We start from the raw sequence: 13068 nt of genomic DNA, 5'->3' as shown, positions 1-13068 counted from the left end.
CCATTTATTTTTTAAGCCATTTAAAAACAGCCTTTTTCTCACCATTTGTGATGGTTATAAAGTAAATTCCGGCGGAAATACTCTTGAAATCATATTGCTTTTTTTCACTGATAGTGAGTTCGGTTTTTTCAGAAAAAATTAATTTTCCTTCAATACTTACGATAGCTATTTGAGCGGATTCAAGATTTATATTTGAATTAATTTGAAGTATTCCAGAAGATGGATTTGGTGTGATTGAAAATTGATTGGAAAGCAAATTGTCTTCTATGCTTAATATTTCTTCAGCCATTACCAAGCCGTCTCTTGTGTTGCTTCCTTTATAGCCATTCCTTAAAATTTTAGCCTCGTCAAAAGGAACGTTAAGGTTATAGGTACTTACATAGGTAAAATCTACACCAGTTCCAAAGGTCTGGGTATATGAATTGGCTGTCAAGTCCATCAATCCATCATTATCAACGTCACCAATTACAGCGCCATTCAAAAAAGTAAAACCTTTTGGTCTTAACGGAAATCCATCAACTTCTCCGCTTCCATCCAAAGAATACGCGTGAATATAACCGTCACCTTCCATATCTGTAAGTGTGCTTGAGAATATAACTTCATATACATCGTCATTATTAATATCTGCAATAGTAAGTACCCCTTCATTTCCACCATATTTTTCTATAGGAAAATCAGCTAGATTTTCACCATCTGGATTCAATCCATAAATAGTGGGTAATGGCGTTCCATCGCTACTGGTATTCCTATCGCCTAAAAAGATATCATAACTCCCGTCCTTGTCGAAATCTACAACAGTGGCAGGAGAGTATGTCCATCCGGCAGCTGCAATTGGCCAGCCTGGGTAATAGCTCGCATCGCTTTTTACTACATAAAAACCAGGAGCATCTCCGTGATTGCTTCCTACAATTTCTAAACTTTCATCTCCATTCAAATCTACTAGAATAGGGGATTGGTATGAATATCGTACATCAGAATCAGCAAATGGAAATCCAGAGAGTAGGTTTCCATCAACATCATACGCATAGAGTCCAGTAGAGGACGTTGCAATAACTACATCTTGGTCTCCGTCGTTGTCAATATCGCCAACAGAGGGGGTAAATGCAGGTGTTGCGTCAAATTGAACAGGCCAATTACTATTTATAGGACTGCCGTCCATTTTTATGGCGTGTACAAATCCTACAGTACTACTTGCGCGTTCGCACGAAATAATATCTAAAACTCCATCTTTGTCAAGATCTGCAAAAACTGGTGCGTTAATCATCCAATTGTCATCAAAATTTAGAGGCCATCCCGGAAGGTCATTGCCTACATTATCCATTAAATAAATTCTACCTACAGTGGTGGGGTAGCCAGTATTTACCGCAATTTCAACAATTCCGTCACCATCTAGATCTCCAACAGTTGGCGGAAGTAAAATGGGACCTTCTACCGTTTTTTGCCAAATAATTTCTCCAGCGCCATTTAGCACAAAAAGTTCGGTGTCAATGCCATATAAAATTTCATTTATACCGTCACCATCCAAATCTGCTATGGTAACTCCACGGGAATTTTTAATAGATGGATTTGCTGGACGTCCAAACTCAAATATTTTGTCCTCTACTTGTTTATTCTGGGAGTTTAAATAGGGGGGAAGAGGCACATTTTTTACTAGAATTGTACCATTTTCTAATAGGGTTGCTTCTTTACCCATTTCGTTTTGAGCGGTTAAGCCAATCGAAGCCAATAGTGTGAGGCCAAAAAGTATGTTTTTTTTCATAAAAAAGTTTTTCTAAAATTAATTATAATGAGCAATACCTCTGTTAATAAAATCTTAATTAACCTTTTTCTGGTTACTGAATATTAAAAAAAGAATCTGTCTTCCTGTATTTTTTGAATCGTAATATTTCTGTTATTTTTACTGAAAAGAAATGCACATGAAAATAGTAGTCTCGCCTGCCAAATCGCTCGATCTGGAAACCAAATTACCCACCACAAGAGGCACACAGCCCAAGTTTTTAGCTGAAGCCGAAACGCTTAACAACAAACTGGAGCGAAAGTCTAAAAAGGCTATAGGTGAGTTAATGAGCATAAGCGATACACTAGCCGAACTCAATTACCAACGCTACAAAGATTTTTCATTACCCTTCACTAAAAAGAATGCACGTCCGGCAGTCTATACATTTGCAGGCGATGTGTACCAAGGTTTGGATGCCTTCAGTATACCAGAAAATAAAATCGACCGGCTGAATGATACTTTACGAATTTTAAGCGGAATGTATGGCGTATTGCGACCTCTAGATTTAATGCAGCCGTATCGTTTAGAGATGGGAACCAGCCTTAAAATAAACAGAAAGAACAATCTCTACCAGTTTTGGGGCGACCAAGTAACCAATGCTCTAAACGAAGAACTGGAAGACAACGAAATTTTAGTAAACCTCGCCAGCCAGGAGTATTTTAAGGTGATAGATCCCAAAAAGATAAAAGTGCCGGTGATTTCTCCAGTTTTCAAAGATTTTAAGAATGGAAAGCTGAAGATTATTTCATTTTTCGCAAAAAAGGCAAGGGGAAGTATGGCGCGTTATGTAATAGATACTAATACCAAAACGTTACAGGGGTTGAAAAGCTTTGACTATGATGGGTATGGTTACAGCGAGCAGCATACCGAGAAAGAGCACGAGCCTGTTTTTATTAGGTAATTTCTGAATTTGGCAAAGAGTTCTAAAACTCCAGCTTCTTCTTCCGAAGTTCAAAGTTCTGTCCCAGATATACTTTACGAACCATTTCGTCATTGGCAAGTTCTTCCGGTTCGCCGTGTTTTAAAATACTACCCTCAAACATTAAGTAAGTTCTATCGGTAATGGCAAGGGTTTCCTGTACGTTATGGTCTGTAATTAAGATGCCAATATTTTTGTTTTTTAGTTGCGCTACGATTCGTTGGATATCTTCAACGGCAACTGGATCGACACCCGCAAAAGGCTCATCCAGTAATATAAAATGAGGATCGGTTGCCAGCGCACGGGCAATTTCGGTACGTCGGCGTTCCCCACCACTTAATAAATCGCCCCGGCTTTTTCGAATATGTCCCAAACCAAATTCTTCAATTAAAGTCTCCATTTTCATATGCTGCTCTTTTTTGGAGAGTTTGGTGAGTTGGAGTACACTTAAAATATTATCTTCAATGCTCAGTTTTCTAAAAACAGAAGCTTCTTGTGCTAAATAGCCAATACCGTTCTGTGCACGTTTGTACATTGGGTATTTGGTAATTTCGGTACCTTCTAAAAATATGTTGCCACCATTGGGTTTTATGAGTCCAACAATCATATAAAAAGACGTGGTTTTACCTGCTCCGTTGGGGCCCAAAAGACCTACAATTTCGCCTTGGTTTACTTCCACGGTAATACCTTTAACGACCTTTCGGCCTTTGTAGGATTTTACAAGATTTTCGGCTTTTAGTTTCATAAATAAGTTTCAGTAACGATAACGTTAAAAATACAGCTAAATTTTCCGTAGTAAAAATTAAGAAGCTTGACTTTCCAATGCTTCCCAATATTCATATGCACGTCGCAAATGTGGGATTACAATGGTACCCCCAATAAGTAACGAAATACTCATGGCTTCTACCACTTCTTCTTTCGGTATTTCCAGCTTAAAACAGGCTTCTAAATGGTAACGAACACAATCGTCACAACGCAAGACAAGACTGTTTCCTAATCCTAAAAGTTCCTTTGTTTTTTTTGGTAGCGCACCTTCAGCAAAAGCATTGGTATCTAAATTAAAAATTCTTTTTAAAATCTTGTTGTTGTCTTCCAAGAGCTTATCATTCATATTTGAACGATAGGCGTTAAATTCTTCTACGATATTATTTGACATGAGTTTTCATTCGTTTGTTTTGATTGTGTACTACTACTTTTGAGATTATAATGCTTATTTCATATAAAATTAGCACCGGTACTGCCACAATTACTTGGCTAGCAATGTCTGGAGGGGTTATGATTGCTGAAAGCACCAAAACTCCCACCAATGCAAATTTGCGATATTTTTTAAGCCATTGTGGCGTAACAAGACCTACTTTAGTAAGGAAATAAATAATAATGGGGAGTTCAAAAATAATTCCGCTGGCAATTACCGAAGTACGTACCAAAGCTATATAACTACTTAGATCGAAGTCGTTAAATACAGCATCACTTACTTTATAACTTCCAAGAAAATTAATGGTAAGTGGTGTTACCACATAATAGCCAAAGCATACCCCAATAAAAAATAATAGGGATGCTATGATAATGAACCCGCGACTGTTTCGGCGTTCATTATTACGGAGTCCGGGGCTTATGAACTTCCAGAATTCATATAAAACATAAGGGAAAGCCACGATAAAACCTGCTGTGATAGAGGTCCAGATATGTGCAGAAAACTGTCCTGCAGGCGTTCTACTCTGGATACGGAAACTTTCTTCTTTAAAACAGAAGCTTTCTTCAAAGCCTAATTGCGTAGCTGCTTTGCACAAAAGTTTATACGTGGGGAAATCTGGATTTTTAGGGCCTAGAATAAGGACGTCAAAAATAAATTCTTTTGCAAAAAAAGCAACGGTAGCCACCACAACAACAGCAATTGTTGAGCGTATTAAGTGCCAGCGCAGTTCTTCAAGATGATCCAGGAAGGACATTTCTTTTTCTATGCTATCTTTCTTTTTGGTCATTAAATAATACCTTCTTTGGTAAGGTTGTGAATGTGAACCACGCCGCAATATTTCCCGTTTTCTTCAGCTAAAATCTGGGTAATGCCATTGGTATCCATAATTTCCATAGCTTCCACTGCCATGGCGTCATTGTTAATTCTCTTGGGATTGGCTGTCATGATATCTTTGGCAGTAAGCCCAGCAATGTTATCAACTTTGGTAAGCATTCTACGTAAATCCCCATCCGTAATGATACCTACAATTTTATCATCTTTTACCACTGCAGTTACCCCTAATAATTTTTCAGAAATTTCTACAATTACTTTTTTTACATCTGTATCTGGCGTTACTTGTGGTCTTTCGTTTAAAGAAGTCAAATCACTCACGCGCAGGTATAATTTTTTCCCAAGAGAACCTCCTGGGTGAAAACGTGCAAAATCCTTACTTGAAAATCCGCGTAAATCCAGAAGTGCCATCGCCAAGGCATCACCAATTACTAATTGTGCGGTGGTGCTTGTGGTAGGCGCTAAATTGTTTGGGCATGCTTCTTTTTCAGCATAGGCGTGCATCACAAAATTGGATTGAACTCCTAAAAATGATTCTCGGTTCGAGGTAATAGCGATTAATTTATTTCCTCTGCTTTTAATAAGAGGTACCAAGACTTTAATTTCGGGTGTATTGCCACTTTTAGAAATGCATATAACGACGTCGTCTGCTAGAATAGTTCCTAAATCGCCGTGAATGGCATCTGCGGCGTGCATAAAAATAGCAGGTGTTCCGGTAGAGTTGAGTGTTGCCACAATTTTAGTAGCGATATTGGCACTTTTTCCAATACCCGTAATTACGACTCTACCCTTAGAGTTGTAAATAGTTTCGACTGCTTCGGCAAACTCTTCATCTACTAACTGAGCCAAATACATAATGGCTTTGCTTTCGGTTTCAATAGTTTGCTTGGCAACGGAGATAATCTGTGAGGTTCTATTCAAAATTTGCGCATTAATAAGTTTGCAACTGTTTCAGAAATTAGTATATTTAGTAAATGAAAAAGACATTTTTTCTGGTACTCACAATATACATGTAAAAGATACAGTTTTACAGTAATGGTTGCAAAATTACAATTGTTCCCCTGTTTATACAATTTTAATTAGAATCAATAACATAACATTTATAATAAAACCAGCGTGGCTGAATTAGATTTATACGCAGCTCTCAAGAAGTATTTTGGTTTTTCGAAATTCAAAGGTCTTCAAGAAGAGGTGATAAAAAGTGTGTTGGCACAAGATGACACTTTTGTAATAATGCCTACCGGTGGTGGTAAATCACTTTGCTACCAACTTCCTGCTCTTATGCAGGAAGGAACTGCTATAGTAGTTTCGCCTCTTATTGCTTTAATGAAAAACCAAGTGGATGCATTGCGAGCACTTTCTTCTGAAGAGGGGATTGCACATGTTCTCAATTCGTCTTTGAATAAAACAGAGGTAAAAAAAGTAATGAGCGATATTGATAGCGGCATTACAAAGCTGTTGTATGTTGCCCCAGAATCACTTACCAAAGAAGAATATGTAAATTTTTTACAAACCCAAACTATTTCGTTTTTGGCAATAGACGAGGCGCATTGTATTAGCGAATGGGGTCACGATTTTAGACCCGAATATCGAAACCTACGCAAAATTATTCAGCGAATAGGCGATAACATTCCTATTATAGGATTGACAGCTACTGCAACACCAAAAGTACAAGAAGATATTTTAAAGAATCTGGCCATTCAGGATGCCAATACCTTTAAAGCGTCTTTTAATAGACCCAATCTTTTTTACGAAATAAGACTTAAGACTAAAAACGTAGATGCAGATATCACGCGTTTTGTAAAACAATACGAAGGCAAAAGCGGTATTATTTATTGTTTAAGCCGAAAGCGGGTGGAAGAATTGGCTCAAACCCTTCAGGTAAATGGGATTAATGCCATTCCTTATCATGCAGGCTTAGACGCTAAAACAAGAGTGAGACATCAAGACATGTTTCTTATGGAAGATGCAGATGTTGTGGTGGCTACCATAGCATTTGGGATGGGAATTGATAAACCAGATGTTCGTTTTGTAATTCATAATGACATTCCTAAAAGTATAGAAAGTTATTACCAGGAAACCGGACGCGCGGGTCGTGATGGAGGAGAAGGGTATTGTCTTGCTTTTTACGGGTATAAGGATATAGAAAAGCTGGAAAAATTTATGAGCGGTAAGCCCGTGGCCGAACAAGAAATTGGTCACGCACTCTTACAAGAAGTAGTGGCTTTTGCGGAAACTTCTATGTCCAGAAGAAAATTTATTCTCCATTATTTTGGGGAAGAATTTGATAATGAAACTGGTGATGGCGGCCAGATGGACGATAATATGCGCAATCCAAAAAAACAAAACGAAGCAAAAGACAATGTAGTAAAGTTATTGAAAGTGGTTAAAGAAACCAACCAACAATATAAAAGTAAAGAAATAGTGAACGTTTTGGTAGGTAAAATTAACGCGATGATTAAATCGCACCGTACCGACCAATTATCGTTTTTTGGAATAGGTAGTGATGAATCCTCGGAATACTGGATGGCTCTCTTGCGCCAAGTGTTGGTGACTGAAATGTTATCTAAGGATATTGAAACCTATGGGGTTATTAAAATCCAACAAAAAGGGCTGGATTTTATTAAGACACCCTCGAGTTTTATGATGACGGAAGATCACTCCTATAAACCAACAAGTGACGATTCTATAATTACCAATCAAAAAGGAGGCGGCTCTGTAACCGATGAGCAATTATTTAAATTGCTGAAAGCCGAACGCAAACGTCTGGCTCAAAAAATGAATTTACCTCCGTATGTTATTTTTCAAGATCCTTCTTTGGAAGATATGGCGTTGAAGTATCCTATTACTCTGGAAGAGCTCGCCAATGTTCATGGTGTGGGAGATGGAAAAGCAAAGAAATATGGAAAATCTATCGTGGCTCTTATATCCACCTATGTGGATGAAAATGAAATTGAACGTCCGGACGACTTTGTTGTAAAGTCCACAGGAAGTAATAGTGGACTTAAACTGTATATCATTCAAAACGTAGATAGAAAGTTGGCGCTGGACGACATTGCTTCAGCCAAGGGGATTGAAATGAATGCCTTAATGGATGAAATGGAAGCCATTGTTTTTAGTGGTACCAAGCTAAATATTAGCTATTGGGTGGACGATGCCTTAGACGAAGACCAACAAGAAGAGCTTCATGATTATTTCCTAGAAGCCGAAACCGATAGTATTGAAGCGGCTATGGAAGAGTTTGATGGCGATTACGATACAGACGAACTGCGCTTATACCGAATTAAATTTATGAGCGAAGTAGGAAATTAGAATACAATCAAACAAAACACTACGAATTAGATTTCAAAATTTATAAAGAATAGAATACCTTATAATTCCAACACTTATAAACTAGTGGCTACAAGAACAGCATCCTGTAAACTATCCATTTTTAATGCTAAAATATTCTGTAATACTAAAGACCGTTAACAACATTGCTAAATTGTAAATTACGTCTTCTATAGGAATAGTAAGCAGTCTAATACCTAAGTTTTCATCATTATTATACCAAACTACGTGATCGTCAATTCCGGTTCCGGTTAAGATACCATTTACCAGAAAAAATGGAATAAGGATAATTAAATACGTGGCAAAAAAAGATTGAAGTGATGGTCTGTTTCGGTTATATACAAGTCCTAAAATTAATAGGGCATATATAAAATTTACAAATGGGTACCATTTGTCGTAAGAATACCAAAGTGTCACGATTAAAACTGATACAAGAAGTACATAAACTATTTGCACCGTTTTTTCAGAAAACTTAAAGTTTTTATTGATAGCTAAAATGGAATAATGTGTGAAAATGCAGGCATACGGTATACAAAAGAAGAACAACCATTCTTCAATAGGTAAGTTGAATAATTTATAACCCGTAATATACGCTTCGTTAAATCCCCAAAAGCCATTGTGGGTAAAAGCAATATCCCAAGGAATAAAGATGGCCATCATCACGATAACGCCTAGTAAAAAACCTTTCCACTTTTTGTAAAACTGAATCTTAGGATGAAAACTGAATAAAAAAGGAACAATAAAAGAGCCTAAATTAAGCCATAGATAAAGGTATTTCATCTAGCTATTTTTTAAAATATTTTACAGGAGGGACTAACATTCCAAAGCACTCTCCTTCGCCTTTTCCTAAATGTTTATGATGCATTTTATGAGCACGTCTAATGCCTTTTGCATACCAGTTATTTGCATTACGAAACAGCTTAAAACGTTGGTGGATAAAGATGTCGTGTACCATAAAATAAGCAACACCGTAGGCGAAAATTCCAAGTCCAATAGGCAAGCCTGCCCAAAAACCGTAGTATTGCCACCCTATAAAACAAGCGATACTTACGCCGGCATAAAAGATGAAGAAAAAGTCGTTACGCTCCCACCAACTGTTGTGATCTTTTTTGTGATGATCTTTATGCAATGCCCATAAAAAACCGTGCATCACATATTTATGGGTAAACCACGCCATAAACTCCATGATACTAAAAGTGATTAAAAATATTAAAATCCAAAAAGCAATCATCATAACCTATCGTACAAGTTTTAATTGATATTTTACATAGCTTCGGGTCAATATCCCAAATTTCTGGTAATTAGGAACGCGTATTCTGGAATTTTTGATTTCGAGTGCTGGGGTATTTGCTAATTTTTTAAGGAGTTTTCGGTAGTAGCGATAGGCTATAAAAACGCCAAATTTTGCTTCGGTTGGAAGGTTTAAAATGCCTTGGTATCCTTTTCTGAAATCTTCTTCGATATCGTCTATAATTTGTTTTTTAGAAATTTCATCTAACGCATTTAAATTGGTGTTAGGGAAATAGGTTCGGCTTAAACCTTCAAAATCTTCCTTTAAATCTCGTAAAAAATTCACTTTTTGAAATGCAGATCCCAGTGACATAGCGGAGCTTTTCAGTTCCTCGTATTTTTCGGTATTGCCTTTTACAAATACTTTTAGACACATAAGTCCAACCACATCGGCAGAGCCGTAGATGTAATCTTTGTATTCCTCCTCGGTTAAATATTCAGATTTACTGAGGTCTAAGCGCATACTTTTCATGAAAGAAGCAATTAGTTTTCCATCTATATTGTATTTATGTGCTGTATGTTGAAAAGAATTAAGAATAGGATTTAAGCTTATTTTTTCGGTAAGCGCTAAGTCTAAGTCTTTTTCAAACCTATCAAAAAGTACTGCTTTATCATACTCATGAAAGCTGTCGACGATCTCATCTGCAAAGCGAACAAAACCATAAATGTTATAAATATCCTGCCTAATACCAGGTGCCAGCATTTTTGCTGCCAACGAGAAGGAAGTGCTGTAGGCATTAGTTACTTGCTTACTGCAAGTGTTGGATACGATGTCAAAAAGTACTTTCACGAATGGTGTTTTTCAATTAAACTAGCTACTAACTTTCCGGAAATTAAAGATGGTGGAACACCAGGTCCCGGAACCGATAATTGACCGGTAAAATACAAATTTTTTACTTTTTTGCTTTTCAATTTAGGTCTTAAAAAAGCGGTTTGCATCAAGGTATTTGCCAACCCGTAGGCATTGCCTTTGTACGAGTTGTAATCTGCAACAAAATCGTTTATGCAATACGATTCTTTAAATATAACGTAATTTCTTACATGCTGGTTTGTAAGATGCTCAAATCGGGTCATTATTTTATTGAAATAGTGTTCCCGTATGTCCTCATTATCTTCAATTCCTGGTGCTAATGGTATTAAAAATATGGCAGCTTCTTTTCCAGCTGGCGCTGCGCTACTATCTGTTTTGGAAGGAAAACTTGCATAAAAAAGTGGGTCTTCCGGCCAAGAGGGGTTGTCGTAAATAGTATACGCGTGGGCTTCAAAATCTACATCAAAAAATAACGTATGATGTTCTACGTTTTCAATTTTTTTGTCAAAACCTACATAGAACAATAAAGATGATGGGGCAAAAGTTCTTTTCTCCCAATAGGCTTCAGAATACTGTCTGTATTGATTTGGCAATAAGGTTTCGGTATGGTGGTAGTCTGCGCCACTTAAAATTAAATCTGCTATAATGGTAGTCCCATTAACTACTAACGAAGTTGCAATTCCGTTTTCTACGTTTATTTTTTCTACATTTTGACTGGTCTTAATATTTACTCCTAAGCTTTCTGCAAGAGTTTTCATGCCTTTAATAACTGAATACATACCGTCTTTAGGATGAAAAGTTCCTAATCCAAAGTCTGCATAATTCATAAAGCTGTAAAAGGCAGGTGTGTTCGAAGGTTTTGCGCCCAAAAACAAGACTGGAAATTCTAGAATAGCCACCAATCTTGGATTTTTAAATTCGCGTCTTACTTCCTTACTAATAGTGCTAAAAAATTGCCCTATTTTTTTCATAGTAACAGGTGTTACTAGTTCTAGTGGAGAAACTCCGGGTCTGTAGACCAAATCTTTTATGGCAATTTCGTAATTGCTCTGTGCCTTGGCAATAAACTTTTTAAGTTGTTCTGAGCTTCCTTTTTCTTCAGCTTCAAAAGCAGCACATATTTTTTCTAAAGTATCTTCAATGGTAATACTATCATTTTCTCCAAAATACACCGAATAAGCTGGAGCCAATTTTATAAGCTTGTAATACTCTGATGGCTTTGTGCCAAAATCACCAAAAAAGCGTTCAAAAACATCTGGCATCCAGTACCACGTTGGACCAATATCGAAGGTAAAACCTTGTTTGTTTAGTTGCCTTGCGCGCCCGCCAACGGTGCTGTTTTTTTCATATATAGTTACCTTGTTGCCAGCTTTGGCGAGGTAAGAAGCGGCTGCCAAGGAGGAAAATCCAGACCCGATAAGAGCGATGTTTTGTTTCATTTTGTTTAACAAATTTATAAAAATACTGAACAAAAAAGACAATGTCCATCAAATTTTATCGTTTTTTTAAGTTTTGTAGTGCTTCTGTTAAGTGTTGTATACTTTTAATAGCGGTAACATTTTTTGGCAATTTTTTATTTTCCAAAGAACAAACTTTACTTCCCATAAGCCAAAGAGGATTTTTTTCACGAACACCAATATGTGTATTGTACTGCTCACAAAAATCCTGAATGCTTTGGTGAGAAGGTTCTACGGTGAGGTACGTTAGAAACACAATTTTTTCATGATGTTTTACCACTTCCTTCAAGCTATTTAAAGAGATGTTACCGCCCAAATAAATTGTGTTTATCCCGTGACTTACGCATAAATAATTGGCATATACCAAGCCAATATCGTGAATCTCTTTGTAAGGAAGAAAAAGCGCAAAGGTTGGAGGTTCTGCCAAAGTGTTTCCGAGATATTGGTATTGACTTTCAATATTGAGCACTATTTTTTGTTTGATCATTTCTGAAACAAAGCGCTCATGACAGGGATCTATCGTACCTGTTTGCCATAGAATACCTAATTCTGTTAAAAGGGGTATAAAAACTGTTTGAAATATTTCTGGAAAGGTGTGGTTTAACAACAGCGCTTGATATGTAGTAGCAAATAGTTGCTGATCAAATTGAAACATAGCCATTTTAAAACTGAAAATTGAATGTTCCTCTTCGTTACATTTTGCGAGCTCGGTAACCATAGCCGCGAGTTCTTCTTTATTTAAAACTGCAATTTTTGAAATTTTGTACCCTTGCTCATACAGAAACTTAATATTGAGAAGCTTTTTTAAGCTATCCAGATTATAAGCTCTTATGTTGGTGTCTGTTCTTGAGGGTTCTAATAATCCATAACGCTTTTCCCAAATCCTAATAGTATGCGCTTTTATACCGCTTAGGTTTTCGAGATCTTTAATACTAAATTTTGTTTTTACCAGCATTGCATTGGGGGTAGCAATTGTAAAGATAGTGTTTACATACAAAAGCAACACTGCTCTTTCAAAGGTTTGTAAAATGGGCTACGATAAATTAGATTGAAAAATAAGAAATAAAAAAAGCCATCTTTTAAAAGATGACTTCTGTTTTGTACCCGGAATGGGACTTGAACCCACACGCAACTAGTGCACACGGCCCTCAACCGTGCCTGTCTACCAATTCCAGCACCCGGGTGGATGGTTGCTACTCTAGCTAGATAGACGTGAGTAGAAACAAAAAAGTACCGCAAAAAGCAGTACTCTTTGTGACCAGTCTGGGGCTCGAACCCAGGACCACCTCCTTAAAAGGGAGGTGCTCTACCAACTGAGCTAACTGGTCATTATTTCAAGTTGCAAAAGAGTAAAAAAGAGTAATTTTATTTCCCTTAAGCGGGTGCAAATATAGAATCATTAAATTAATTATTCAAGGGATTTCAAAAGAAATATTTTCTTTCTTCTCAATTTGGTGA

The 13068-nt window shown here is 37.0% G+C and carries 12 protein-coding genes and 2 tRNA genes; 2 read left to right on the top strand and 12 right to left on the bottom strand.

Annotation, left to right across the window (positions count from 1 at the left end):
* Nucleotides 1-4: 4 nt before the first annotated feature.
* Nucleotides 5-1759 carry a T9SS type A sorting domain-containing protein gene (locus ACQ2HF_RS00310; RefSeq protein ID WP_432411518.1) on the bottom strand — a complete coding sequence of 585 codons (1755 nt, stop codon included), beginning with the start codon at nt 1757-1759 and terminating at the stop codon, nt 5-7.
* A 157-nt stretch (nt 1760-1916) separates the two neighbouring features.
* On the opposite strand from ACQ2HF_RS00310, the gene yaaA reads away from it, so the two are divergent.
* Nucleotides 1917-2678, top strand: a complete 762-nt coding sequence (gene yaaA / locus ACQ2HF_RS00305) for a peroxide stress protein YaaA (protein ID WP_432411517.1) — start codon at nt 1917-1919, stop codon at nt 2676-2678.
* A gap of 22 nt (nt 2679-2700) precedes the next feature.
* On the opposite strand, the gene lptB is transcribed toward yaaA, so the two are convergent.
* The 4 genes from lptB to ACQ2HF_RS00285 are packed head-to-tail and all read right to left on the bottom strand — an operon-like array spanning nt 2701 to nt 5643.
* Nucleotides 2701-3441: an LPS export ABC transporter ATP-binding protein gene (gene lptB, locus ACQ2HF_RS00300; protein ID WP_432411516.1), complete on the bottom strand. Its 741-nt coding sequence runs from the start codon at nt 3439-3441 to the stop codon at nt 2701-2703.
* 57 nt (nt 3442-3498) lie between these two features.
* Nucleotides 3499-3852 carry a carboxymuconolactone decarboxylase family protein gene (locus ACQ2HF_RS00295; protein ID WP_432411515.1) on the bottom strand — a complete coding sequence of 118 codons (354 nt, stop codon included), beginning with the start codon at nt 3850-3852 and terminating at the stop codon, nt 3499-3501.
* On the bottom strand, nt 3842-4678 hold the full coding sequence (gene tatC / locus ACQ2HF_RS00290) for a twin-arginine translocase subunit TatC (RefSeq protein ID WP_432411514.1): 837 nt from the start codon (nt 4676-4678) through the stop codon (nt 3842-3844). The genes ACQ2HF_RS00295 and tatC overlap by 11 nt, the downstream gene beginning before the upstream one ends.
* A complete protein-coding gene (locus tag ACQ2HF_RS00285; RefSeq protein WP_432411513.1) occupies nt 4678-5643 on the bottom strand; it encodes a KpsF/GutQ family sugar-phosphate isomerase in 966 nt (321 codons plus the stop codon). Before ACQ2HF_RS00285 ends, tatC begins: the two co-directional genes overlap by 1 nt.
* 195 nt (nt 5644-5838) lie before the next feature.
* On the opposite strand from ACQ2HF_RS00285, the gene recQ reads away from it, so the two are divergent.
* Nucleotides 5839-8034 (top strand): DNA helicase RecQ, encoded by a 2196-nt coding sequence (gene recQ / locus ACQ2HF_RS00280; protein WP_432411512.1) that lies wholly within the window; start codon nt 5839-5841, stop codon nt 8032-8034.
* A 111-nt stretch (nt 8035-8145) separates the two neighbouring features.
* On the opposite strand, the gene ACQ2HF_RS00275 is transcribed toward recQ, so the two are convergent.
* The 7 genes from ACQ2HF_RS00275 to ACQ2HF_RS00245 all read right to left on the bottom strand — a co-directional run bounded on the left by ACQ2HF_RS00275 (nt 8146) and on the right by ACQ2HF_RS00245 (nt 12938).
* Nucleotides 8146-8832 (bottom strand): lycopene cyclase domain-containing protein, encoded by a 687-nt coding sequence (locus ACQ2HF_RS00275; RefSeq protein ID WP_432411511.1) that lies wholly within the window; start codon nt 8830-8832, stop codon nt 8146-8148.
* A gap of 4 nt (nt 8833-8836) precedes the next feature.
* Nucleotides 8837-9286 carry a sterol desaturase family protein gene (locus ACQ2HF_RS00270; protein ID WP_432411510.1) on the bottom strand — a complete coding sequence of 150 codons (450 nt, stop codon included), beginning with the start codon at nt 9284-9286 and terminating at the stop codon, nt 8837-8839.
* 3 nt (nt 9287-9289) lie between these two features.
* Nucleotides 9290-10132, bottom strand: a complete 843-nt coding sequence (locus tag ACQ2HF_RS00265) for a phytoene/squalene synthase family protein (RefSeq protein ID WP_432411509.1) — start codon at nt 10130-10132, stop codon at nt 9290-9292.
* Nucleotides 10129-11592, bottom strand: coding sequence for a phytoene desaturase family protein (locus ACQ2HF_RS00260; protein WP_432411508.1), 1464 nt, complete (start codon nt 11590-11592; stop codon nt 10129-10131). The genes ACQ2HF_RS00265 and ACQ2HF_RS00260 overlap by 4 nt, the downstream gene beginning before the upstream one ends.
* A 55-nt stretch (nt 11593-11647) precedes the next feature.
* Entirely contained in the window at nt 11648-12565 is a 918-nt protein-coding gene (locus ACQ2HF_RS00255) for a MerR family transcriptional regulator (protein WP_432411507.1), read from the bottom strand.
* Nucleotides 12566-12711: 146 nt separating this feature from the next.
* Nucleotides 12712-12794, bottom strand: a tRNA-Leu gene (locus tag ACQ2HF_RS00250).
* A 71-nt stretch (nt 12795-12865) separates the two neighbouring features.
* Nucleotides 12866-12938: transfer RNA gene (locus ACQ2HF_RS00245), tRNA-Lys, on the bottom strand.
* Between the last annotated feature and the right edge of the window lie 130 nt (nt 12939-13068).

This window comes from Rasiella sp. SM2506 (assembly GCF_050859505.1).
Lineage (GTDB): Bacteria > Bacteroidota > Bacteroidia > Flavobacteriales > Flavobacteriaceae > Marinirhabdus.
The sequence above is the reverse complement of the archived record's forward strand: the minus strand, read 5'-3'. Positions and strand labels throughout refer to the sequence as shown.

Excerpts from the sequence above, each read along its gene's own strand:
- ACQ2HF_RS00310 (WP_432411518.1), bottom strand. The coding sequence starts at position 1,759 with ATGAAAAAAAACATACTTTTTGGCCTCACACTATTGGCTTCGATTGGC.
- yaaA (WP_432411517.1), top strand. The coding sequence starts at position 1,917 with ATGAAAATAGTAGTCTCGCCTGCCAAATCGCTCGATCTGGAAACCAAA.
- lptB (WP_432411516.1), bottom strand. The coding sequence starts at position 3,441 with ATGAAACTAAAAGCCGAAAATCTTGTAAAATCCTACAAAGGCCGAAAG.
- ACQ2HF_RS00295 (WP_432411515.1), bottom strand. The coding sequence starts at position 3,852 with ATGTCAAATAATATCGTAGAAGAATTTAACGCCTATCGTTCAAATATG.
- tatC (WP_432411514.1), bottom strand. The coding sequence starts at position 4,678 with ATGACCAAAAAGAAAGATAGCATAGAAAAAGAAATGTCCTTCCTGGAT.
- ACQ2HF_RS00275 (WP_432411511.1), bottom strand. The coding sequence starts at position 8,832 with ATGAAATACCTTTATCTATGGCTTAATTTAGGCTCTTTTATTGTTCCT.
- ACQ2HF_RS00270 (WP_432411510.1), bottom strand. The coding sequence starts at position 9,286 with ATGATGATTGCTTTTTGGATTTTAATATTTTTAATCACTTTTAGTATC.
- ACQ2HF_RS00260 (WP_432411508.1), bottom strand. The coding sequence starts at position 11,592 with ATGAAACAAAACATCGCTCTTATCGGGTCTGGATTTTCCTCCTTGGCA.
- ACQ2HF_RS00255 (WP_432411507.1), bottom strand. The coding sequence starts at position 12,565 with ATGCTGGTAAAAACAAAATTTAGTATTAAAGATCTCGAAAACCTAAGC.